Below are 23,538 nucleotides of genomic sequence, written 5' to 3'. Positions count from 1 at the left end.
CGAGCGAGACGGGTGTCCGCGGTCGGCGTGTGCGGGGTTCGAGGTTGGTGCGCTCGGAGTTCGGGACCGCGGCGGAGGATCTCCCTTGGTTCTCCGAGACCGGTCACCTTCCCGCGGCGAGTCGGCCTGCGCTCCGGGATGTTCCTGCGACGGCAGGCGCCGGAGGTCAGCCGTCGGCCAGCACGATCACCATGTCGCCGGCCCGGAAGGTGAGGCACTCACTCTTCGGCGGGTTCAGGACGATGCCGGTCTCGCCCGCCGTACGGCCGCTGCGGTAGCCGATCGCGACCTCGCCGTACGCTCGTGCGGCCGCCACCACGGTCGCGTAGCGGACCGGGGCGGACAACCGCACGTAGTCCGCGGCGGGCTTGATGTAGATCTCCTGTCCCCCGGCGTCGAACAGGTCGGCGAACAGCTGGCAGCGCTGCGGGTTCTCGGCAATCTGGATCATCAAAAGGCTGGTGATTTTGGAGCTGACGATGAAGTCGTCCACCTCGGTGACCTCCACGAGACGCCTGTCGCAATCTCTGACGATCTCCGTCACCAGGGTGTGCTGCCATCCGTGCCTCCTGCTCATGTCCCTGACATGCAGGAGGGTGAGGAACGTGCGTGAATCCGCGACCTGGGCACCGAGTCGGTCATCGGCCAGGATCAGAACGTGGTCGTAGGATCCGAGGTCCAGCGATTCGAGGGTGCAGCGCAGCGTGACGTCTCCGGTCTCGTGGCGGAGGGTCAGATTGTTCGTCCGGGCCGACAGGGCGCTCATCTCGGATGTCATCCGGGGGTCGTCGGCCACGACCGTCAACTGCGAGCCCGGTGACATGTAACGGTCGAACTCCGCGACGATCGCGGCACCGCGGTTGTTCCAGTCGAGAACGATGACGCGGCGGGCCACGGGACCGCGCTCGACCGCGGTGCGGATCGCCTCGAGGTCCACCTCGGCGGTCGAGCGGATCGGTTCTGTGCCGTCGTCGTCCGCGATCACGATGAGCAGGTCGTCCGCGCCGATCCGGGTCTCATGCGGGGGATTCAGGAGAACTTTCCCCTCTCGCACCAGACCGATGAGGGAACAGTTCTCCAGGGCCGGCAGGGCGGCGCCGAACCTTTCGCCGGTCAACTCCCGCGACGGGCCGATGTAGATCTCGTCGCCGTCGAAGCTGAGAAGGTCGTCGTAGACCGCTGACAGACCGGTGTGCAGGCAGGTCTGGACCATGATCCGTGCGGCGATCTCGTCGATGTCGACGACCTGCGCGCCGCTCCCGCCCGCGAGGCGAGCCGGGGCGAGATTGTGCGGATCGCGGATGCCGGCCACCACCTGAACCTCCGGGCGCACCCCCGCGGCGTCGAGGGCCAGGAGGCTTTTGATCGTCCTGGCGTCGGAGTCGTCCTCGGCGCCGAGCACGATGACGGCCTTCGCCCGCTCCGGACTGACGATGGGCACGTCTATCGGATCGGTGGGGTTTCCGGTGCGGCACACGACGCGCAGATGCCGGGGCAGGTCGAGCCTGTCCCTGATCGCCTCCTCCATGGCCACCCTGTCCTGCTCGGCGAGGATCGCCACGCAGGTCCTGCCCCGGCTGACGTTGGCGGCGGCGAGCTCCGCCAGGGTCAGGAACACCTGCTCGGACCAGCCGAGCATCACGGTGTGACCATGCTCGATCACCCGAGACCGGCCCTTTCGCAAGGTTGCGAGCTTGAGGTCGAGCCCTGTCTGGATCAGCCCGATGAGCGTGCTGAAGATCACGACTCCGGCCAGGGCGAGGAGCAGCATGCTTGCGAGGAACACCGGGGAGCCGTTGTCGTTGGTCACCATGGAGGGTGCCATCGTGCGCATCAGGCCCGACCACAGGGCGGACGGCAGATCCATGGCCCGTGAGGAGAGGGTGAGGAGGGCCGTCGCACCGATCGTCGCCATGGTCAGCGCCACGAGGCAGAGCAGGCCGGTCATCGCCACGGCTCCCCGGGCGATGAGGTTGTCAAAGCGGTATCGCAGACGCTTCAATCGCCAACCCCTCCCATGACCATGACTGTGAGTCAGTAAATCATTGCTTTAAGTGATTATTGCCCGGCCGTTGGAAGATGGGGCGGAAAAAGCTCCGGTCGGGCCTTGGGGGAGGTCTGGCCGGAGCCGATGGTCTCGCATGGGCGTGACGGGATATGTCGGAAACAGGGGGCGGGGCGCCTCCGGGCGCGGGCGTCCTGCAAGGGCCGATCGGCGATGGATGCCGTCGGTTGAGAGAGCGCTCTCAGATCAGGGTACGGCTATCGCGCGCTGATTAGCCAGGGTCATGGTGTGATGGCGGCGGATGCCGGCCGCGCTCATCGCGTGTCATAAACCCCTGTTCTGCATGGAAATGCACTCCTGCCTGCATCTCTGGGGTTTACTTATTCGTTACCAATATGAAACATTGACGCCCGCCGAATGGGCCATTACTTTCTCGGTCAGAGAGCGCTCTCTCAGATTGGTTCGCCGAAGATCCCGATTCCTCTCCCCGGAGGCACCCCCCAATGGATCCCTCGATCCGGACCACGGGTCCGGACAGCGCGTACCCCCGTGAAGGACGATTCATCCGCCGCTCCCGGAACCACCGGCGCGGCCTCGCCGCCGGAGTGGTCATCGCGATGGTGGCCGCCCTGTTCGGCTTCGGCGTCGCCCGCTCCGCCGAGGCGGCCACGCTCGGAGCCGGCAGCTACGCCGACACCCTGCCCGCGGGCCGTTCGCTGCCGAGCGGCTGCGGCTCCGTCTCCACCAACCCCCGCCAGTGGGTGACCGCCAACGCGCCGGCCGGCGCCGTGCCGACCAACGACTGGTGGTCGTCGATCCTCTTCAAGAAGACCGACTGCGCGTACGGTGAGCCGCTCTACGCCCACCCGATCTCCTACGACACCTTCGGCAACGGTCTCGGCTTCTCCTACAACACCACCGCGGCGATCAGCGGCACGGCGACCGGGGTGAGCGAGTACCACTACCCCTACGTCCAGGACATCCGGGTCGGCGTCGCCGGGCTGAACTCACCCGACGTCAAGGTCGACGGCTGGAGCGACTGGACCGTCACGCCGTACTGGAGCGGCGGCGGCCGGACCATGAAGGCCACCATCGGCCACGGCCTGCCGTTCAGCTACTTCCAGGTCACCGGCGGAGACGCGCAGATCACCACCTCCGGCACCCCGGCGGTCTGGTCCAACAGCGGAGCCACCATCGGCTTCACCGCCAACGGGCACGACTACGTCGCCTACGCCCCGACGGGCGCGACCTGGACGGTCAGCGGGACGACGATCAGCTCGGCCCTGGCCGGCCAGGGCTTCTTCTCGGTGGCGGTGCTGCCCGCGGGCGGCGACCGCGCCGCCCTGGCCGCCACCTACGGCCAGTACGCCCACGCGCACGTCACCGGCACCCGCGTCTCCTACGTCTACAGCCAGTCGGCGAGCACGCTCACCACGACGTACGCCTTCACCACCACGGCCAGGCAGGGCACGGCGACGGGCACGGTCATCGCGCTCTACCCGCACCAGTGGAACTACCTGACCGGCTCGACGCCGCTCGCGCAGACCTACACCTCGGCGCGCGGCCAGATGAAGATCGTCACGGGCACCCAGTTCAGGACGACGATGAAATACACCGGCGTGCTGCCGGAGGTGCCCGCCGTCGGTGACAGCAGCGGCGCCGACCTCACCACCATCACCAACCAGCTCAACGCGGAGCTGGCCAACCCGGCGGACATCCGCGGCGACGACACCTACTGGACCGGCAAGGGCCTGGGACGCGCCGCCCGCATCGCGGAGATCGCCGACCAGCTCAACCTGACCTCCGTACGCACCTCGGCGCTCAACGCCATCCGTACCCGTCTCAACGACTGGTTCACCGCCTCGCCGGGCAAGACCAGCCGGGTCTTCTACCTCAACCCCACGTGGGGCACCCTCATCGGCTACCCGGCCTCCTACGGCTCCGACCTGGAGCTCAACGACCACCACTTCCACTACGGCTACTACGTCGCGGCCGCCGCGACCCTCGCCAAGTTCGACCCGAACTGGGCCAAGAGCAGCCAGTACGGCGGCATGGTCGACCTGCTGATCCGCGACGCCAACAACTACGACCGCGCCGACACCCGGTTCCCCTACCTGCGTGACTTCGACATCTACGCCGGCCACGACTGGGCCTCGGGACACGGGGCGTTCGGCTCCGGCAACAACCAGGAGTCCTCGTCGGAGGGCATGAACTTCGCCAACGCCCTGATCCAGTGGGGACAGGCCACCGGAAACACGGCGGTCCGCGACGCGGGCATCTACATCTACACGACCCAGGCGGCGGCGATCCAGGAGTACTGGTTCGACACGCGCAACCAGAACTTCCCCACGACGTTCGGCCACAGCACGGTCGGCATGGTCTGGGGCTCGGGCGGCGCCTACGCCACCTGGTTCAGCGGTGAGCCGGAGATGATCCAGGGCATCAACATGCTTCCGATCACCGGCGGCCACTTCTACCTGGGTGACAACCCCGGCTACATCACTACCAACTACAACGAGCTGGTGACCAACAACGGCGGCCCACCGACCGTGTGGCAGGACGTCATCTGGGAGTTCCTCGCGCTGGGCAACGGCGACACCGCCCTGTCGAACCTCCGTGCCAACCCCGGCTACACCCCCGAGGAGGGGGAGAGCAGGGCGCACACCTTCCACTGGATCCGCAACCTGGCCGCGCTGGGCAACGTGGACAGCTCCATCACCGCCAACCACCCGCTGACCAAGGTGTTCAGCAAGAACGGAGCCCGCACCTACGTCGCGTCCAATATCTCCGGCAGCGCGATCACGGTGACCTTCTCCAACGGCACCGTCCTCAACGTGCCGGCGGGCAAGACGGTCGCCTCCGGCGCCCAGAACTGGAGCGGCGGCAACGCGGGCGGCGGCACTCCTCCGACCGGCAACCCCACCCCGACCCCGACTCCGACCCCCACGCCGCCCACGGGCACCTTCACCGCGACCCGCTACCTGCAGACGGGCGGGGCGCTGCCGGGCACCTCCGGTACGGCGGGCAACCTCACGCTGGCCGCCGCCACCGGCAACTCCAACGGCACACCCGTCAACCCACAGGTGTTCGTCGCCACCGGCCTCACCGCCACCCACAACGGCGGCTCCGCCACCTTCGACCTCTTCCTGGACGCGGGCGCCACGGTCGCCAACGGCAGCCAGATCCGGGTCTCCTACGACCTGACCGGAAACGGCAGCTGGGACAGGGTGGAGACCTACAACTACTTCGCCACCGACCCGGTGCCGGGCTGGGAGCACTACACCCAGGCCGCCGGCCTGCAGTCCTCGTCGGGAACGCTCGGCAACCTGTCGGGCGGTCAGGTGAAGGTGGAGGTCTGGAACGCCATCGGCAACGGCACCACCACCCTGGGCATCGGCAACCAGTCGCTGATAAGGCTCCCGTTCAGCTGAGCGTCTGACGCGCGGGACCGACCGGTTTCGCGACACGTGAGGCCGGTCGGCCCCGGAAGGTCCGGGGCCGGCCGGTCTCGTGACGCGTACGGCGGTGCGTCCCGCGGTCTTCGGAACCGGCAGGTTCTGCGTGCCCTGGGATCAGCCGGTCTCGTGACGCGCACGGCCGGCCTCGCGAGGTGCGTGGCCGGTCGCGGGTCTCCGGGGTCAGCCGCTCCGGTGACGCGCGGAGGCGGCCGAGAGTGAGGGCTCCAGGTTGTCCTCGCCCGAGGGTGGCCACCGCAGGCCGATCGGGCTCGCGACCGGGAACGTGCCCGACTCGACGATCGTGCCGGCCAGGGGGCGGAGCAGCCGGGCAAGCGTGGTGGTGAGCTCGTCCCCGAGGGCCCGCCAGGGACCGGCCGCCGCCTCGTCGGTCAGCTGCTCGATCCGGTTCCGCTCTCGCACTCCCACGGCGGTCAGGCGGTCGGAGCCGTCGAGCCACCCCCGCTCGCGCAGGGCCTCGGCGCCGGAGATCCAGTCGGCGTCATCCCACTTCCGCCCCTGACGCAGGAGCTCCAGGTCGGTCTCGTCGGCCGCTGCCTTGAGCAGATGCGCCTGGACCGGAGACACGCCGTGAGCCACGAGGGCGGCCACGTGCCCGTCTCCCCGGTGTTCGCGCAGCGTGGTCGCGGCCTGCCACAGCCGCAGGTGCGGCTCGACCGGCGCGGGAAGGGCCTGGTTCGCCGCGCCGAGCACCCGGCCCGCGGTGTCGGCGTGCTCGGCGGCCTTCCAGGCGAGCGCGGCGGCCGCGCGCAGATCATCGGAGTCGAGCGTCGTGTCCGTGAGCAGGCGCTCCAGGGCGGCTCCCGCCCCGTCGAGCCGGGCTCGCAGCACGGAGGAGGGGGCCGCGAACGTCCAGGCGTCGGGAAGCGCCCGGTGCACCCGTGCCGGATGGAAGCCGTGGAAGGCGGCGGTGACGACGTCCGGGCCCACCGGCCCGAGCGGGGCCGCCCTCATCGCGAAATAGCCCATCCAGAATCCGCGCATGCCGATCGCGTCCGCTGCCGCCCGCGCCTCCGGGGCGAAATAGGTGACGGCGTGTAGGGGCTCCAGTAATTGCCACATGACACGTGGGACGTTCGCGTTCATCGTCGGCACGTTCTCACCCCTTTTCGTGGATCTTGGTTGATGGGCCTGTGCGTTTTCACCCGGTAAGCATAGATATTTCGTGACGTCATGTCTGGTCAGAACGCTGACCCAATGTGTTTGGGACAGTCAGATCTCCTTGTGAGATTGGGTCTTCTCAGAGGTCGGCGGGCGGGTTATCAAGAGCAGGAACGAAATTGTGAGCCAGATATCCCGCCCACCCGCTACGGCCCTGCCGTACGGCTCCGCTGTCGTATCTGGCTGCCCATCCCCTCGATTCGACGGAGAGCGACATGCGTCAGTTACGAAAGGTAATTTTACGGATCCTCTGCGTCACCCTTCTGCTCGTGTCGGGCCTCGCCGCCACGGCCGCGAGCGCGCAGGCCGCCGTACCGGACCGCTGGGGATTCGCCTACGTCAACGCCTACTCGGGCATTCCCAGCCCCGCCCACCAGGCGGGCAGCTGGTCCGTCGGGTTCAACGTCTCCGTCACGCCCGGCGCCGTGGGCCAGTCGTTCGTGAGGTTCCCGCAGATCGCGACGACCGGTGGCGTCGTGCACGTCACGGCGGTCGCCCAGGAGGCCTACTGGTGCCAGGCCCAGAACTGGGGGCCGTCGGGGCCCGACCTCGTCGTGGCCGTGCAGTGCTACCGGTACGGCGGGGCTCCCGTGTTCGCCCAGTACACCGTCGTCTTCGAGACGAGCACGGGCACCCTGCCCGTGGCGCAGGGGTTCGGCTACGTCCACTACAACGGGGCCTTCATCACCAGCCAGTTCAACTCGGTCGCCGCTCCGAACAGCGTCGTCGGAGGCGGCGGAAGCTGGACGGTCTCCCTGCCGGGCCTGGGCTCGCCGGCGGCCGCGGGCAACATCCAGGTGACCGCGGTCAACCCTACGCAGCCCGCCCGCTGCAAGGTCGCCGGATGGACCCCGACAACGAGCGGCCAGACGATCCAGGTGCGCTGCTTCAACGCGACGAACGTGCCGCTCAACACCGGCTGGACGCTGACCTACCAGCGTGAGCGGGCGATCACCGGGGCGGCGATCCCGCCGAAGAACTTCGCCTACACCTTCGACCTCTCCAGCGCACCCGGCCCGTACGCGCCGACGCCCGTCGGCATCAACTACAACTCCCAGCTGGGCGTCAACACCGTCCAGAACTCCGGAGTCGGCCTGCGCATGGTGCTCTTTCCACAGGTCGCCGCCACGCCCACCCACGTCCAGGCGACCGCGTTCGGACCCGGTCCCGAGTTCTGCAACCTGCAGACCCTGTGGACCCTGAGCGGAACCACCGTGTTCGTCCGCAACGTCGCCTGCTACAGCGCCGTCACCCGGGTGAGCCACCGCTCGATGACCACCTACACCTCGGCCTTCTGATAACACCCGGGCCCGGCGCACGCCGTCGATGCGGCGTGCGCCGGGCGGAAGCCGTACCGTCCGCGCGAAGTCGTCGGCGTCGAAGGGGAGGTGGACTCACCTCCTTGGGGGCGCTCGTCTCCGGTGTCGGGGAGCCTTCTCGAAACGAGGACGCGCCTCGGAGAACGTTCGCGCGGGTCCCACCTCCGGCGTGAAAACCGGAGTACGGGCCCGCATCTCGGGCAGCCGGAGACGATGACGACTTATGGGTTTCACTCCTCACACGAGCAGATTCATCCGGCAGAGCTGCTGAAGGCGGTGACGCGGGCCGAGCAGGCGGGGTTCGGGGCGGCGATGTCGTCGGACCACTTCTCCCCGTGGAGCGAGAGACAGGGGCAGTCCGGCTTCGCCTGGTCCTGGCTGGGCGCGGCCCTGCAGGCCACGGAGCTTCCGTTCGGCGTGGTCAACGCCCCCGGCCAGCGCTACCACCCCGCGATCATCGCCCAGGCGATCGGCACCCTCGGGGCGATGTTCCCCGGACGCTTCTGGGCCGCACTCGGATCGGGCGAGGCGAGCAACGAGCACATCACCGGCGATCGCTGGCCGCGTAAGGAACTCCGCATGGCGCGCCTGCGGGAGTGCGTCGGCGTCATCCGGGCGATGCTGGCGGGGGAGGAGGTCAGCCACGACGGCCTGGTGACCGTGGACCGTGCCCGCCTGTGGACCCGTCCGGACGTCCCGCCCAAGCTGGTCGGCGCGGCGGTGAGCGTCGAGACGGCGCGGTGGTGCGCGGAGTGGGCCGACGGCCTGATCACGGTGAACGGGTCCCTGGAGAAACTGCGCGAGGTCGTCGGGGCCTATCGGGACGCGGGCGGGAAGGGTAAGGCGGCCCTTCAGGTCCATCTCAGCTGGGCCGAGAACGACGAGGAGGCCATGGCGATCGCCCACGACCAGTGGCGGAGCAACGTCTTCTCCCCACCGGTGAGCTGGGACCTCGAAACCGCCGAGCTCTTCGACGTGACCTCCGCCGGCGTCTCGCCGTCCCAGGTCGCCGAGGTGGTCAACGTCTCCTCGGACCTGGGCTGGCACGCGGCCCGGCTCAACGAGTACGCGGAGCTGGGTTTCGAGGAGATCTACCTGCACCACGTCGGCCAGGAGCAGAGCGCCTACATCGACGCGTTCGGCGCGAAGGTGCTGCCCCAGCTCCGCTGACCGCGCGCGGGGTCTTCTCGAAGGTGATCTCCAGGGAGGTCGAAGTTTCACCTGGTGACATGACCTCCCCTCACCTTTGCGACATTTGGTGGAAACAAATATTTGGCAATCAATTCACACGGCTGGGGTCAATGTTCTACATTTGGTGGTGGGAGCGCTCCCATTGAAAGGAGGCGCAGTGTCTCGCCATCACAACTCATCCGCGGTGTCCGCCGACGCCGCTCCCGAGTACGAGGCCGAGCGCCTGCTGCCTGCGGCTCCCGCGAGTGTGCGCGAAGCCCGCTCGATGGTCCGCCGCGAACTCTCCCTGTGGGGCGCCGACGACCTCGTCGACGATTGCGTACTGATCATCAGCGAGCTGGTCACCAACGCCGTCAGGCACGGTGGTGCCGCGTGCGCGCTCAGGATCTGCGGCGGTGAGAGCTTTGTGTACGGCGAGCTCTTCGACCCCGGAGCGGGCGCGCCCCGGATCTGCGAGCGTGACATGGACGCCACCGGCGGCCGGGGCCTCCAGATCGTCGACTCCCTGGCCGGAGACTGGGGCGTCACCCGCCCCTCCTCCGGGGGCAAGGTCGTCTGGTTCACTCTCGGCCTGCCCGTCTCGCACCGCCATCCCGCCGTCGCCCCGGTCCTGCAGCTCAAGTAGGCGCCCGGCCCTCGAACGAGCTGACGGGTGGCCGTGGAGGAGGCCGTATCCGCCGCACCCGTCGTACACGGATCCGGAGAAGGTCGCACCGAGGGCCTTCCACGTGATCACCCGGAGACGGCGTCGGATCCGGACGTTCGATGGGTGCGTTCTCTCCGGAGGCGAATGCGGGACATCGCCGTGGCGCGAGTTTCCTGACGGCGGTGACCGGGGGTCGTAGGGTGGTTACAGGTACCGGATCATCAGATGGTTCCGTACCGCTCTCACCGGATCGCGGCGTGCTGAAAGGATCACGGACGGCGTGCGAACCCATTTCGAGGTCGAGGAACCCGAGGAGTACGAATCAGCGAAGGAGCTGTTGCTCCGCCGCTGCAAGAACTGGGCCGCGGATCACGGCGTGCGGGCCGACGAGGGGATGATCTCGGCCGCCCTGGACTCACGGCACCTCAGCTCGGACGGGCGCCTCGGTTACTGGACCCCCGTCGAGGTGCGGCGACTGCTGCTGGAGTGGATTCCCCAGCTCGTGGTGGCCGACTCCGACACTCTGAACGCCGCCCCGGAGAGTCTGCTGACGCTCCTGCGCTATCTCGCCGCCTCCGGGCTGCGCGACCCGCGAGGCGCTTCGATCGCCACTCTTGAGAAGGCCGTCGCCGAAGCGGCCGCGGATTACCCGGCCGCGCTGGCCGACCCGCTCCAGCAGGGAGTCGGGAAGTTCTGGACGCTCGCCGCGCTGGACAACGGGGTCGATCTCAGCGACGGCGAGGCCCTGGAGAGGTTCCAGCGCGACATCGACGCCGGACGAGCCCGGTACGACGGCGAGTTGCTCGACCGCCTGATCGAGGTGAGCCTCACAAGGGCGCCACTCGATCAGGCGCGGGCATACGCGCAGCTTCCCGTCGGCCTACCGCCCCGAGAGGAGCTCGCAGCGGCCGCCGCGGACAGTGAGACCGTCCGCCGGCTGGCCGCCCTCACGGACTGGGTGGGCGCCGACGGCCGGGAGCTGACGGCCACCGGCGACCTCCGGCCGGTCGACGCCCGCGAGCTGGCGAAACTGCTGGGCATCGGCGAGCAGGCCTCCAAGGCGCGCGGCTCGACGGAGATGCCCCTGCTCGACCTGCTGTTCGCCTGGGCGAAGAAGGCCCGCCTGGTGCGGGTGAGCAAGGGGCGGGTGCTGCGGGTGGCCAAGGCCGCGCCGCTGCTCCGTGACCCGGAGGCGCTGTGGCGGCGGGCGTTCGAGACGTTCTTCGACCTCGGCGGGGCCGTGTGCGCGCCGGACGTCTTCTGGGGCAGATCCTCGCCGATGACCCTGACGTTCGACGAGATCCTGCCCGACGTGCTGAACACGATCTACAGCATTCCGCACCCGACGCCGGTGGTGCGGCTTCAGGAGACCGTGTGGCTGGCATGTCAGGAATACCTCTGGCTCGATGACGAGGAGGACCCCTCGACGGAGTCGCTCCGGCCGGGGGTCGATAGAGACCTGCTCCGGGCCCTTGAGGCGCTGGCCGGGCTGGGCGCCGTGGAGTTGAGCCACGGCATGGCGGACGAGATGTTCTCCGCCGACCTCGGCGACGACTTCGAGGCGGAGTACGGCGAGGAGCGCCCGCTGCCGGCGGAGGTGTGCGCGCGGCTCCTCACCCGGCTCGCCGAGCCCGGCCCGCTGGTACGGCTGACGCCCCTGGGCGTCCGGGCCGTGCGCGAGCGCATGCTCGCCGGGGGCCGTGACGTCCCCCTGGTCGGAGAGCTGGCGGACGAGGCACCGGCCGAGATGCTCGGCGTGGTCGCCCAGCACTACACGCTGGAGACGGCGAAGGAGGAGGTCGAGGGCTGGCTGGCGGCGCACGGCGGGGACGTCGAGCCGCTGCTGGAGGCCGTACGCGAATGCCCGTTCCGCATCCGGTCGGCGGCCATGCTGAAAATCCTCGTCGAGACGCTTCCCGGTGGCCGGTCGATCCTCAGCGGGCTCCGCGGCGACGCGAAGCTGGGGCCCCTGGCCGTGATGACCCTCGTCGACGAGGGGATCCTTCGGCCAGAAGACCTCACCGACCGCGAGCACCTGTTCCTGATCACCGAAGGACTGCTCACGCTCCTGGAGCTGGGCGGGCCGGAAGCCGTACGGGAGCAGCTCGCCGCCCTGCCTCCCGGCCAGGCATCGGAGATCGCCGCCGGGGTGCAGAACTCGGGGCACCCCGACAGAGTGGCCGTCGAGGAGTTCCGTACCCTCGTGGCCGAGCAGATGCGGAACCTCGGTCGTCCGCTGCGACTGGTGCGAGGTCAGGCCCCCGGCGCGCGCGGCCGTCCCAGCGGGCACGGCAAGAAGCGCAGGCGCTGACCTCCGTTTCGGGGCCGCCGCCCCGGAGCCGGAGGGCGGGTGTGATGCCTGGTCGTCTCGCCACATAGGGTGCGAGACGGCCAGCCCCCGCCAGGAAGAGACGCGCATTCCCTCATGACGATGACCTTCGACCACACCCGCCGCGCCTGTTACACCGGTTACGTCACCCAGGCCATCGTCAACAACCTGGCCCCGTTGCTGTTCATCGTCTTCCAGACCCGCTACGACCTGCCGCTGGAGATGCTCGGGCGTCTGGTGCTGCTGAACTTCGCCACCCAGCTGATCACGGACATCGTGGCGGTGAGGTTCGTGGACCGGCTCGGTTACCGCGTCCCGCTGGTGGTGGCCCACATCCTGTCGGTGGCGGGGCTGGCGCTGCTGGCGGTGGCCCCGGCGGTCTCGCCCTCCCCGTACCTGGGACTGTGCGTCGCGATCATCGTCTACGCCGTCGGCGGCGGCCTGCTGGAGGTGCTCGTCAGTCCCGTCGTGGACGCTCTGCCCAGCCCGCAGGAGGGCAAGGCCGCGGCCATGAGCCTGCTGCACTCCTTCTACTGCTGGGGTCAGGTCGCGGTGGTGGCGGGAAGCACGCTGCTGCTCGCTCAGATCGGCCAGGACGCCTGGCAGATCCTGCCCCTGGCCTGGGCGATCGTCCCCCTGATCAACCTGGTGGCCTTCCTGAAGGTGCCGCTGCCCGCCACCGTCCCCGACGAGCACCGCACCTCGCTGAGAAAGCTTTTCAGCGTCCCCGCCTTCGTCGCGGCCATGACGCTGATGCTCTGCGCGGGCGCGGCCGAGCTGACCATGTCGCAGTGGTCGTCCCTCTTCGCCGAGGAGGGCCTGGGCGTCTCGAAGGTCTGGGGAGACCTGGCGGGCCCGTGCCTGTTCGCCGTGCTGATGGGTATCGGCCGCATTATTTACGGCCTGTGGGGAGAGAGGATCCCGCTGGTGCCCGCCATGGCCTCCTGCGGCGCCCTGGCGACCGTCTGCTATCTCGTCGCCTGCCTGTCGACCAACCCGGTGGTCAGCCTCATCGGCTGCGCGGTGTGCGGCCTGGCCGTCAGCCTCCTGTGGCCCGGAACCTTCAGCCTCGCCGCCGGCCGCTTCCCCCTCGGCGGCGCTGCCATGTTCGGTGTCCTGGCGGTCTTCGGCGACGCGGGCGGCGCCGTCGGCCCCTGGATCGCCGGAGCCGTCGCCGACGCCTCCACCACCGGTAACGCGCTGCTGAGCGGCCTCGCGGATCTGCTTCCCGACGACGGCGGCTCCGGCCTGCGCGCGGGCCTTCTTGTCGCCGTCGCCTTCCCCCTCGTCATCGTCGTCATCACCCTCCTGTACAACGCCCGTACCCGGCGCGCGCCGGGCGCCGCGTCCCAGGAGGCCGAGAATCCGATCGGCGCGTGACACCGGACAATCACGTCACTCCGGTGGCCGGAACGGATGATCAGGTCACGGCGCGTAATCCAGGCTTTAGTCACTTACCACCCCAATCTTGTCTTGGAGAACAAGGCAAGAGCGTGTTACCTGGGGCGATGGGGTAGTCAACTATCCATCGTGGCGGCAACGGGGCGATATCGCCGTCCAAATCATGTAGTTCTTCAGAGGTACAACGGGGTAACAAGGGGAAGCACATGAAGCGCAATACTGTCGTGCGGACCATGCACGACGTCGGGCTGGCCGTATGGTTCGGTGGCTCGCTGATGGGCGCCGTCGGCCTGAACGGTGCCGCCTCCGTGATCGACGACAAGCGCGAGCGCACGCGGATGGTGAACGCCGGATGGAACCGGTGGACACCGGTCAACTTCGCGGGCATCGCCATGCATCTCGTCGGCGCGGCCGGCCTGCTGATGGCCAACAAGGGACGTGTGGCCATCCAGCAGGGCGTGGGCGCGAACACCGCGCTCAAAGCCGGGTTGACCGGCGCGGCATTGGCCGCGACAGCCTACAGCAGAGTACTCGGCGCCAAGATCGAAAAGGCGGGCGACGTGCCCTCGGAGGACGGAGTGAAGCCCGACGAGGACACCCCCCGCGACGTCGCGATGGCACAGCGGCAGCTGAGCGTCATGCAGTGGGTGATTCCCGGCGTCACCGGGACACTCGTCGCTCTCACCTCCCTGCACGGAGAGCAGCAGCGGCCGGCCGAGGTGTTCTGGGGCGTGCTGAAGAAGGTGTTCCTCAGCCGAAGGGCCGCCTGACGCGAGGCTCCAGCCCGGTGGGCCCGGAATCGGGGCCGGGCCCACCGCTGGAATAGGGCGCCCGACCTTCGCGTTTTCAACGTTGTCCAAGCAGACGGCATTGATCGGCGCACTTGGGCCGGAGCCGGCCCGCGGGCTCGGCGGGCGCCTGACCGCAGCCACCTCCTATGTCGCACGTCAAGTGGGCCGAACCAGCCTCACCGGAAGACACGGAGCGTTGCCGGAGGATCGCCGATGTTCACTGAATCCCCCGAGCCCTTGGTGCAGGTCGAATCCGTGGAGCGGGCGGGGCTCCACGGGAGGTTGAGTCCGTGAGGCGGGTCGAGCCCATGACGGGGGAGTCGCTGGGACGGGTGATCGAGGAGATCCCGCTGGTGGATCATCACGTCCACGGCGTCCTGGCCGGCGAGGTGTCTCGGCGGCAGTTCGAGGAGCTGATCACCGAGTCCGACCGGCCGGTGCCCGCCTGGATGACCCAGTTCGACTCCCAGGTCGGTTTTGCCATCCTGCGGCACTGCGCGCCCGTCCTCGGCCTGGACCCGCATCCGGATCCCGAGACCTACCTCGCCCGCCGTGTCGAGCTCGGGACCGAGGAGGTCAACAGGCGCCTGCTCGCCGCGAGCGGGATCGGCCACTTCCTGGTGGAGACCGGCTACCGCGGGGACGAGATCCTCGGTCCGGACCAGATGGCCGCCGTCACCGGCAAGCCCGCCGGCGAGATCGTCCGGTTGGAGGCGATCGCGGAGCGGGTCGCCGCGGAGGGGACCGACGCCGCTGGGTTCGCCGCCCGTTTCGAGGCGGTCCTCTGGGAGCGCAGCCGTACGGCACGTGGGCTGAAGACCATCGTCGCCTACCGCCACGGGCTCGACTTCGACCCCGGCCCGCCCACTGCCGCCGAGGTGACGGAGGCGGCCGGCCGCTGGCTGCGGGCATCCGATCGGTCCGGACCGGCCCGCCTCGACGACCCGGTGCTCCTGCGCCACCTGATCTGGACGGGCATCGAGCGTGGCCTGCCGCTGCAGTTCCACATCGGGTACGGCGACCCCGACATCGACCTCCGCCGCTCCGACCCGCTGCTGCTGCGCGGCCTCATCGAGCTCGCCGAACCCCGGCACGTTCCGCTGCTCCTGCTGCACTGTTACCCGTTCCACCGCCATGCCGGCTACCTCGCGCAGGTCTATCCGCACGTCTACTTCGACGTCGGGCTGGGCGTGAGCTACACGGGGGCGCGTAGCGTGGCCGTCGTGGCCGAGAGCCTGGAGCTGGCACCGTTCGCCAAGATCCTCTTCTCCTCGGACGCCTGGGGCCCCGCCGAGCTGCACCATCTGGGCGCCCTGCTCTGGCGCCGCGCGATGACCGGCGTCCTTTCTGGCTTCGTCGCCGAAGGCGAGTGGAGTGAGGACCAGGCGGTTCGGGTAGCCACGATGATCGGCGAGCGGAACGCCCGCCGCGTCTACGGCCTCGGAGAAGATGCATGACAGAGATCCATGAGCGGCTCCGTGCCGCACTTCACGCCAAGCTTCCCGCCGCCTACGCGCTGCGACGAGAGTTGCACGCGGAGCCATATGTGTCCGGCAGGGAGGAGCCGACGCTCAAACGTGTGCTGGACGCGTTGCCCGACGGCACCGTGATGGAGCGGGTGGCCGGGACCGGCGCGCTCGTGCGCATCGGGGGCGAGGGCCTGGCCGTCGGAGTGCGTGGAGAGCTGGACGCTCTGCCGATCGTGGAGGAGACGGGTGTTCCGTGGGCCTCGGGCAACGGCGCCATGCATGCCTGCGGCCACGACGTCCACCTCGCCGCGCTGGTCGCGCTGGCCAGGGCGGTCGAGCGCGTGGGGGCGCCCGCTCCGATGGTCGCGGTGCTGCAACCGCGTGAGGAGAGCTACCCTTCCGGTGCCCATGACATCGTCGAGTCCGGCGCGCTTCACCGGCACCAGGTCGGCGCGATGGTCGCGGCCCACGTCCAGCCGGTGCTCAGCGCGGGCGAGACGGCCTGCACTCCCGGCGCGGTCAACGCCTCCTCCGACGAGTTCACGCTCACCGTGCGAGGCCAGGCCGGGCACGCTGCCTACCCTCACCTGTCCCGCGACCCGGTCCTGGCGCTCTCCCAGATCGTCGTGTCCGCTCAGCAGATCGTCAGCCGTGACTCCGACCCGATGACGCCGACCGTGGTCACCTTCGGGACCGTGTCGGCCGGCACCGCGCCCAACGCCATCCCGGAGACCGCCGTCGCCCGCGGCACCCTCCGCACGATGTCGGAGCCCTGGCGCCACCAGCTGCACGACCGCTTCCGCGCGGTCGTCGAGGGGGTCGCCCGCGTCCACGGCTGCGAGGCGGATGTGCGGATCATGCCCGGGGAGCCGGTGCTCGTCAACGACGCTCGCCTCGCGGAGGAGACCGGCTACATCCTCGTCGACACCGCTCACCACATGCCCGTCATGCTGCGCTCCTGCGGGGCCGACGACTTCGCCCATTTCGCGTCGGTCGTGCCGTCGCTGATGCTGTTCGTGGGCACCGACACGGCGTCGGGCCTGCACAGCCCGTACTTCCTGCCCGGAGACGAGACGGTGGCGGCGGTCGCCGAGAGCCTGCTCGCCGCCTACCTCGGCGCAGCACGCGTCATCGGCGCGGACGGTGGCAAAACGCATGACCGTCAACCGCGATGAAGGCTGAACTCGTCCACGTGGCCGCCTTCCGGCGTGTGACGGCGGCCACCGGCGAGGCACGGTCCTGACGGAGGCCGAACCCGTCCGCTCGGGAACCTCCGGCGGTACGGTCTCGCTCTTGGGGACGACTCATCGGTCACCCATGCCGCCGAGGCGATCGCAACCCCGCACCTGTCAAGGCGGTGTCCTGCGAGAACGGACCCGTCATGCCGCCGGGGAACCACGGCAAGATCGGGTCCGTGACTCCCTGTAACTTCTTGATTACAGTGATCTTCGTCGTGTTTCCCACATGAACGAGGAGAATCATGCACACCCTTATTCGCAAGGCGGGCACTGCCCTGGCCGGTGTCGTCCTGGCCGGTGCCGGTCTGATGGTCGCGCTCCCCGCGACCAGCGCCCAGGCCGCATCGTCCGTGGCCGCGGCGTCCCAGGCCGCGCCGGCGACCGCCTGTACGCAGACGGCCAGGGGCTGGATCTGTTTCCTACGCTACTGCGACCCCTACTACTGCTACTACGACTGCTATCCCACCTGGGACGCGCGCAACAAGGGCGAGGCGCCCTCCATGCAGCACAAGGTTCCCGTCACCGCCGGCAAGGCTCCCGAGAAGCAGATTTCTCTGCCCTGATCGGTGAGGGCGTGAGGCGGGTGTGGACGACGGAGCTACCCGCACGACATCCGCACCTACGGCGAGGATGAGGGCTCCGCGGCGGAGCCCTCATCCTCGAAATCATCGAACGGAGACGCCAACAGCGGCTCCGTCTCCGGCCGCTCGGCCGGACCAGATCGACGGCGCTTCCCACAGATCATGACTTCCGTGGACCACGCCTAGGTGTCCACCAGCCCTGCCGACACGAATGCGAACAATTCAGCCCCGCAGTCGTGGGTGTCCTCAGCCGGATGCCCGACCCTTGACCCGGCGCACGTGATCGTTACAGTCAAGGGTGAAGACGGGACGAAAATGTCCGTGTGACGACCGGTGACGTGGTGAAGATGGACGAGCTGGACCGTGCACGGATCTTCGATCAGCATCGGGACCTGCTGCAGGCGGTGGCCTACCGCGTGCTGGGCCGGGCCGGCGACAGCGAGGACATCGTCCAGGAGACGTGGTTGCGCTGGAGCGGTGTGAACCCCGTGGAGGTGGTCAATCCCGAGGGCTATCTCGTACGGGTTGCCACCAGGCTGGCGATCGACCGGCTGCGCAGCGCCCAGGCGCGCCGCGAGTCCTACGTCGGGCCGTGGTTGCCGGAGCCCATACTCACCAGCCCCGACATCGCCGACAGCGTCGCGATGGCCGATTCGGTGTCGACGGCGATACTGCTGGTGCTCGAAGCGCTCTCACCGTTGGAGCGGGCGGTCTTCGTTCTCCGCGAGGCTTTCGGTTACTCCTACGCGGAGATCGGCGAGATCGTCGACCGGAGCGAGACGGCGGTGCGCCAGACCGCCCGGCGAGCCCGCGAGCACGTGGAGGCCCGACGCCCTCGTTATGACACCGACCAGGCCATCCGGCAGAAGGCGACCGAGAGTTTCCTGGCCGCGGCCGCCGGCGGTGACCTCAAGGCTCTGATGGAGGTTCTGGCGCCCGAGGTCATGCTGATCAGCGACGGAGGCGGGCTGGCCCCGGCGCCGCGCAAGGCCATCCGCGGAGTGGATCTCGTCTCCCGCGCCCTGGTCATGTTCGCCGGCCGGATGCCGGAGGACCCGAGCCTGAGCATCGTGCAGCTCAACGGAGGACCGGGAATCATCGTGCGTTCCGGTCCCACTCCCGTCGCGGCGATGATCCTGAACCTCGTGGACGGTGTCGTCGAGAGCATCCATCTGATCACCAATCCCGAGAAGCTCACCGGCCTCCGCTTCTCCTGATCACCAACGGGTCGTGACGTGCCGGGAGCAAGCGGACCCGGAAGTCATGCCCGACGAGGGTCGCGTTCATGGCGGCGCAGCCTCGCAGCATCCTTTCGTGATCGATTCATTGAGTCGTCGAGTCGAGTTTGCACAGCCGAACGGTGCGACCGGGAAGGTTCCTGAGGGACTGATCAAGGCGTCTGTCACGCGCCGTCCGCGCCGGTCATCGGCGCGGTCGTGTGATCAGCCCGAAGTATCCCTCACTTCCACATCCCTCATAGGGGAAATGATGCTCGCTCGAACCAAGATCGCCACCGGCCTGGCAGCGTCGATCGCCGCCGGAGCACTCGCCCTGAGCGCGGGCCTCGTGCCCGCCCAGGCATCCGCGCCGACGCGCGCCGGCTCCGCCGCGGGATCGGCCGCCGCCGTCTCCGAGCCACCGGTGTTCGCGGCCACTCTCGCCAGGTCCTACGACACCTTCGACGCGAACCAGGCCGTCGCCGTCGACAAGAAGTATTTTTATGTGGTCGACAACCGCAGCATCACCAAGCACGACAAGTCGACCGGTCAGCCGCTGCTGCAGTTCGCGTCCAACGCCGACGGCCCGCTCATCCACATGGACAGCGGCGCCGTGGTCGGCGACAAGCTGTACGCCGTGCACTCCAACTACGACGAGTCGCCCATGGAGAGCTCGATCGAGGTGTTCGACACCAAGACGATGCGGCACATCGACACGTACAGCTTCGGCATCTACCGTGGCTCGCTGACCTGGCTCGACCGGCACGACGGTGCGTGGTGGGCGGGCTTCGCCAACTACGACCAGGTGCCGGACGGCGAGACCGAGCCGTACGGCGAGACGTACAACACGCAGGTCGTCAAGATGGACGACAAGTTCCAGGTCGTCGAGTCCTGGACGATTCCGAAGACGATCCTCGACCGGTTCAAGCCGATGAGCAACTCCGGGGGGTCGTGGGGCCCCGACGGCCGGCTCTGGCTCACCGGTCACGACCTCGGCGAGGCCTACGTCATGAACGTCCCGTCCGCGGGCTCGGAGCTGGAGTGGGCCGCCACCGTCACCCTCCCGAACGTCGAGGGCCAGGGCATCGCGTGGGACCGTTCGAGCAACAGGCCCACGCTCTGGGCGATCAAGCGCTCCACCAAGCAGGCGCTCAGCTTCACCGTCCCCTACTCCTCGATCAGCGACCCGAAGACCGTGAACTGGCAGGTCCTCGGCCCCGGTCACTTCCAGCAGTGACCGCCGACCGCTGACTTCGCCGACCACATCATGGGCGTCCGGGCACGTCGTTCACCAACGGCTCCGTCTCGGTTGTGATCGGTTCCATCGGGGGCCGAGCTCGGCCGACCCCCGAAGGTGATCGCGAGGGCCTCGGTCAGGCGCCGACGTAGGCCGCGAGGTGCTCACCGGTGAGGGTGGAGCGGGCGGCGACGAGATCGGCGGGTGTGCCCTCGAAGACGATCCGGCCGCCGTCGTGGCCGGCGCCGGGGCCGAGGTCGACGATCCAGTCGGCGTGCGCCATGACCGCCTGGTGGTGCTCGACGACGATGACCGACTTGCCGGAGTCGACGAGCCGGTCGAGCAGGCCGAGCAACTGCTCGACGTCGGCGAGGTGGAGGCCGGCGGTCGGCTCGTCGAGGACGTAGACGCCGCCCTTCTCGGCCATGTGGGTGGCCAGCTTGAGCCGCTGCCGCTCGCCGCCGGACAGCGTGGTGAGCGGCTGGCCGAGGCTGAGGTAGCCGAGCCCGACGTCGGCGAGCCGGGTGAGGATGGTGTGCGCGGCCGGCACGCGCGACTCGCCCTCGCCGAAGAACTCCTTGGCCTCGGTCACCGACATCGCGAGCACCTCACTGATGTCACGGCCGCCGAAGCGGTACTCCAGCACCGATGCCTCGAACCGCTTCCCCTCGCACTCCTCGCAGGTGGTGGCGACGCCGGCCATCATCGCCAGGTCGGTGTAGATGACACCGGCGCCGTTGCAGGTGGGGCAGGCGCCCTCGGAGTTGGCGCTGAACAGAGCCGGCTTCACGCCGTTGGCCTTCGCGAACGCCTTGCGGATCGGGTCGAGCAGCCCGGTGTAGGTCGCCGGGTTGCTCCGTCGCGAGCCGCGGATCGCACCCTGGCCGACCGACACCACACCCGCGCCGGCCGGGATCGACCCGTGCACGAGCGAACTCTTGCCGGAGCCGGCGACGCCGGTGAGGACGACCAGCACCCCGAGCGGGATGTCGACGTCGACGTCGCGCAGGTTGTTCGCCGACGCGCCGCGGATCTCCAGCGCGCCGGTCGGCGTGCGCACCGTCTCCTTGATAGAGGCCCGGTCGTCGAAATGGCGGCCGGTGACGGTGTCGCTCCCGCGCAGCCCCTCGACGGTGCCCTCGAAGCAGACGGTGCCGCCGGCGGTACCGGCGCCGGGGCCGAGGTCGACGACATGGTCGGCGATCGCGATCGTCTCGGGCTTGTGCTCCACGACGAGCACCGTGTTGCCCTGGTCCCGCAGTCGCAGCAGCAGACCGTTCATCCGCTGGATGTCATGGGGGTGCAGGCCGATGGTGGGCTCGTCGAAGACGTAGGTGACGTCGGTGAGCGCGGAGCCGAGGTGGCGGATCATCTTGGTGCGCTGCGCCTCGCCCCCCGACAGCGTGCCCGCCGGCCGGTCGAGGGAGAGGTAGCCCAGCCCGATCTCCACGAACGAGTCGAGAGCGTGTGCCAGCTTGGCGAGCAGCGGTGCCACCGACGGCTCGTCGAGGCCGTGCACCCATTTGGCCAGGTCGCTGATCTGCATCGCACACGCGTCGGCGATGCTGATCCCCTTGATCTTGGAGGACCGGGCCGCCTCGCTGAGCCGGGTGCCGTCGCACTCGGGACAGGTCGTGAACGTCACCGCCCGCTCCACGAACGCCCGGATGTGCGGCTGCATCGCGTCGACGTCCTTGGCCAGGAAGGACTTCTGGACCCGCGGGATCAGCCCCTCGTAGGTGAGGTTGATGCCGTCGACCTTGATCTTGGTCGGCTCCTTGTAGAGCAGGTCGTGCAGTTCCTTCTTGGTGAACTTGCGGATCGGCTTGTCCGCGTCGAGGAAGCCGCAGCCGTTGAAGATGCGGCCGTACCAGCCCTCGGTGCTGAAGCCGGGGATGGTGAGGGCGCCCTCGTTGAGCGACTTGCTGTCGTCGTAGAACGCGGAGAGGTCGAAGTCGGTGACCGAGCCCCGGCCTTCGCAGCGCGGGCACATGCCGCCGGTGACACTGAAGCTGCGCCGCTCCTTCGTGGTCTTCCCGCCGCGCTCCAGTGTGACCGCGCCCGCTCCACTGATCGAGGCGACGTTGAAGGAGAACGCCTGGGACGAGCCGATGTGCGGCGTGCCGAGCCGGCTGAAGAGGATGCGCAGCATCGCGTTGGCGTCGGTGGCCGTGCCGACCGTGGAGCGGGGGTTGGCGCCCATCCGCTCCTGGTCGACGATGATCGCGGTCGTCAGGCCGTCGAGCACGTCGACGTCGGGCCGCGCCAGCGTCGGCATGAAGCCCTGCACGAAGGCGCTGTAGGTCTCGTTGATCATCCGCTGTGACTCCGCGGCGATCGTGCCGAACACCAGAGAGCTCTTGCCCGAGCCGGAGACGCCGGTGAACACCGTCAGCCGGCGCTTCGGGATCTCGACGCTGACGTCCTTGAGGTTGTTCACGCGCACACCGTGCACGCGGATCAGATCGTGGCTGTCGGCGACGTGCGGTGCAGGCGACTGCGTGTCCGGCCTCGTGGCCATGCTCATCATGTCTCCATCTGTTACGCAGGGTCTGTTACGCGGGGCCTTACGCGGGATCTGCTACGAAGATCCGTCTTCGGGATCTCCGTCGGCGTCGCCGGGCTCGATCTAACCAGTTTCGAGCGACATTTCTGCTTCTTCTCCGTTGTGCGCGGGCTCCTGTACGGTGCCGCCCGTGCAGGTCGTGGCCGCGATCGACGGACGTCTCAGCGCAGTTCCTGGATGCGGATCAGGTTGCCCGCGGGATCGCGGAAGGCGCAGTCACGCATCCCGTACGGCTGCTCGGTCGGCTCCTGGACGACCTCGGCGTCGCCGGCCTGCAGCTTCTCGAAGGTGCCGTCGAGATCGGGGGTGGCCAGCAGGATCCAGCCGTAGGTGCCCTTGGCCATCATCTCGGCGATGGTACGGCGCTCGTCATCGGTGATGCCGGGGTCGGCGGCCGGCGGCGCCAGCAGGATGGAGGTGCTCGGCTGGCCGACGGGGCCGACCGTGATCCAGCGCATTTTGCCGCGCCCGACGTCGTTGCGGACCTCGAAGCCGAGGATGTCGCGGTAGAAGGCCAGGGAGGCCTCCGGGTCCTCGTGGGGAAGGAAGCTCGTGTGAATGGTGATGTCCATGACGGTCAGGCTAGGCGCGGCTCGGGGGCCGGCGCTTCTCGATTCCTGATCGGTCTGCTCACCTGCTTGGCCACGCACGAGGGCATCCCCGCCGTCGCGCGTGCCGCCTGATGCCGGTAGGTGCTGGGTGACATCCCGACCAGCTCGGTGAAGCGGGTGCTGAAGGTGCCCAGTGACGAGCAGCCGACCGCGAAGCAGACCTCGGTGACGTTGAGGTCGCCCCGGCGCAGCAACGCCATCGCCCGCTCGATCCGGCGCGTCATCAGGTAGCTGTAGGGTGACTCACCGTAGGCGAGCCGGAACTGGCGGCTGAGGTGCCCGGCCGACATGTGCACGCCG

The 23,538-nt window shown here is 68.9% G+C and carries 17 protein-coding genes; 12 read left to right on the top strand and 5 right to left on the bottom strand.

Annotated elements, in window-relative coordinates:
• Window positions 1-166: 166 nt before the first annotated feature.
• Window positions 167-2,002 (bottom strand): CASTOR/POLLUX-related putative ion channel, encoded by a 1,836-nt coding sequence (locus CHC08_RS37845; RefSeq protein ID WP_089212196.1) that lies wholly within the window; start codon window positions 2,000-2,002, stop codon window positions 167-169.
• Window positions 2,003-2,508: 506 nt separating this feature from the next.
• On the opposite strand from CHC08_RS37845, the gene CHC08_RS37840 reads away from it, so the two are divergent.
• A complete protein-coding gene (locus CHC08_RS37840) occupies window positions 2,509-5,436 on the top strand; it encodes a glycosyl hydrolase (RefSeq protein WP_089212195.1) in 2,928 nt (975 codons plus the stop codon).
• A 207-nt stretch (window positions 5,437-5,643) separates the two neighbouring features.
• On the opposite strand, the gene CHC08_RS37835 is transcribed toward CHC08_RS37840, so the two are convergent.
• A complete protein-coding gene (locus CHC08_RS37835) occupies window positions 5,644-6,567 on the bottom strand; it encodes an SCO6745 family protein (RefSeq protein ID WP_089212194.1) in 924 nt (307 codons plus the stop codon).
• Between the two features lie 290 nt (window positions 6,568-6,857).
• On the opposite strand from CHC08_RS37835, the gene CHC08_RS37830 reads away from it, so the two are divergent.
• From CHC08_RS37830 to CHC08_RS37780, 11 genes are all read left to right on the top strand, one after another.
• The gene (locus CHC08_RS37830; protein ID WP_143653506.1) at window positions 6,858-7,940 is read left to right on the top strand and encodes a hypothetical protein; all 1,083 of its coding nucleotides are present in this window, start codon (window positions 6,858-6,860) and stop codon (window positions 7,938-7,940) included.
• Between the two features lie 234 nt (window positions 7,941-8,174).
• Entirely contained in the window at window positions 8,175-9,131 is a 957-nt protein-coding gene (locus tag CHC08_RS37825) for a TIGR03885 family FMN-dependent LLM class oxidoreductase (protein WP_089212192.1), read from the top strand.
• 178 nt (window positions 9,132-9,309) lie between these two features.
• Window positions 9,310-9,777, top strand: a complete 468-nt coding sequence (locus CHC08_RS37820; protein WP_143653505.1) for an ATP-binding protein — start codon at window positions 9,310-9,312, stop codon at window positions 9,775-9,777.
• 301 nt (window positions 9,778-10,078) lie between these two features.
• Entirely contained in the window at window positions 10,079-12,109 is a 2,031-nt protein-coding gene (locus CHC08_RS37815) for a hypothetical protein (protein ID WP_089212190.1), read from the top strand.
• Between the two features lie 120 nt (window positions 12,110-12,229).
• A complete protein-coding gene (locus tag CHC08_RS37810) occupies window positions 12,230-13,507 on the top strand; it encodes an MFS transporter (RefSeq protein ID WP_089212225.1) in 1,278 nt (425 codons plus the stop codon).
• A 227-nt stretch (window positions 13,508-13,734) separates the two neighbouring features.
• Complete coding sequence (locus CHC08_RS37805) at window positions 13,735-14,298, top strand: hypothetical protein (RefSeq protein WP_089212189.1); 564 nt, start codon at window positions 13,735-13,737, stop codon at window positions 14,296-14,298.
• A 311-nt stretch (window positions 14,299-14,609) separates the two neighbouring features.
• Window positions 14,610-15,776, top strand: a complete 1,167-nt coding sequence (locus tag CHC08_RS37800; protein ID WP_245878809.1) for an amidohydrolase family protein — start codon at window positions 14,610-14,612, stop codon at window positions 15,774-15,776.
• Entirely contained in the window at window positions 15,773-16,963 is a 1,191-nt protein-coding gene (locus tag CHC08_RS37795) for a M20 metallopeptidase family protein (RefSeq protein WP_089212188.1), read from the top strand. Before CHC08_RS37800 ends, CHC08_RS37795 begins: the two co-directional genes overlap by 4 nt.
• A gap of 305 nt (window positions 16,964-17,268) precedes the next feature.
• A complete protein-coding gene (locus tag CHC08_RS37790) occupies window positions 17,269-17,589 on the top strand; it encodes a hypothetical protein (protein ID WP_089212187.1) in 321 nt (106 codons plus the stop codon).
• 341 nt (window positions 17,590-17,930) lie between these two features.
• Window positions 17,931-18,824 carry an RNA polymerase sigma factor SigJ gene (gene sigJ / locus CHC08_RS37785; RefSeq protein ID WP_338055719.1) on the top strand — a complete coding sequence of 298 codons (894 nt, stop codon included), beginning with the start codon at window positions 17,931-17,933 and terminating at the stop codon, window positions 18,822-18,824.
• A gap of 268 nt (window positions 18,825-19,092) precedes the next feature.
• Window positions 19,093-20,061 (top strand): hypothetical protein, encoded by a 969-nt coding sequence (locus tag CHC08_RS37780; protein WP_218825682.1) that lies wholly within the window; start codon window positions 19,093-19,095, stop codon window positions 20,059-20,061.
• Window positions 20,062-20,197: 136 nt separating this feature from the next.
• Here CHC08_RS37780 and CHC08_RS37775 read toward each other — a convergent pair whose 3' ends face one another.
• The 3 genes from CHC08_RS37775 to CHC08_RS37765 all read right to left on the bottom strand — a co-directional run.
• Complete coding sequence (locus CHC08_RS37775) at window positions 20,198-22,588, bottom strand: ATP-binding cassette domain-containing protein (RefSeq protein ID WP_089212221.1); 2,391 nt, start codon at window positions 22,586-22,588, stop codon at window positions 20,198-20,200.
• A gap of 200 nt (window positions 22,589-22,788) precedes the next feature.
• On the bottom strand, window positions 22,789-23,199 hold the full coding sequence (locus CHC08_RS37770) for a VOC family protein (protein ID WP_089212186.1): 411 nt from the start codon (window positions 23,197-23,199) through the stop codon (window positions 22,789-22,791).
• 5 nt (window positions 23,200-23,204) lie between these two features.
• The coding region (locus CHC08_RS37765) for a helix-turn-helix transcriptional regulator (RefSeq protein ID WP_143653504.1) at window positions 23,205-23,538 on the bottom strand (334 nt) is incomplete at its 5' end.

Origin of the sequence: Streptosporangium subroseum (assembly GCF_900188345.1) — a bacterium.
In the GTDB taxonomy this organism is placed as follows: Bacteria; Actinomycetota; Actinomycetes; order Streptosporangiales; family Streptosporangiaceae; genus Streptosporangium; species Streptosporangium subroseum.
Note: the sequence above shows the minus strand (reverse complement) of the source record. Positions and strands in the feature narration are given on the sequence as shown.

What these genes read in the sequence shown, in the direction of transcription:
- CHC08_RS37840 (WP_089212195.1), top strand. Translation starts at nt 2,509, where the DNA reads ATGGATCCCTCGATCCGGACCACGGGTCCGGACAGCGCGTACCCCCGT.
- CHC08_RS37835 (WP_089212194.1), bottom strand. Translation starts at nt 6,567, where the DNA reads ATGAACGCGAACGTCCCACGTGTCATGTGGCAATTACTGGAGCCCCTA.
- CHC08_RS37830 (WP_143653506.1), top strand. Translation starts at nt 6,858, where the DNA reads ATGCGTCAGTTACGAAAGGTAATTTTACGGATCCTCTGCGTCACCCTT.
- CHC08_RS37825 (WP_089212192.1), top strand. Translation starts at nt 8,175, where the DNA reads ATGACGACTTATGGGTTTCACTCCTCACACGAGCAGATTCATCCGGCA.
- CHC08_RS37810 (WP_089212225.1), top strand. Translation starts at nt 12,230, where the DNA reads ATGACCTTCGACCACACCCGCCGCGCCTGTTACACCGGTTACGTCACC.
- CHC08_RS37805 (WP_089212189.1), top strand. Translation starts at nt 13,735, where the DNA reads ATGAAGCGCAATACTGTCGTGCGGACCATGCACGACGTCGGGCTGGCC.
- CHC08_RS37795 (WP_089212188.1), top strand. Translation starts at nt 15,773, where the DNA reads ATGACAGAGATCCATGAGCGGCTCCGTGCCGCACTTCACGCCAAGCTT.
- CHC08_RS37790 (WP_089212187.1), top strand. Translation starts at nt 17,269, where the DNA reads ATGCACACCCTTATTCGCAAGGCGGGCACTGCCCTGGCCGGTGTCGTC.
- CHC08_RS37780 (WP_218825682.1), top strand. Translation starts at nt 19,093, where the DNA reads ATGATGCTCGCTCGAACCAAGATCGCCACCGGCCTGGCAGCGTCGATC.
- CHC08_RS37775 (WP_089212221.1), bottom strand. Translation starts at nt 22,588, where the DNA reads ATGAGCATGGCCACGAGGCCGGACACGCAGTCGCCTGCACCGCACGTC.
- CHC08_RS37770 (WP_089212186.1), bottom strand. Translation starts at nt 23,199, where the DNA reads ATGGACATCACCATTCACACGAGCTTCCTTCCCCACGAGGACCCGGAG.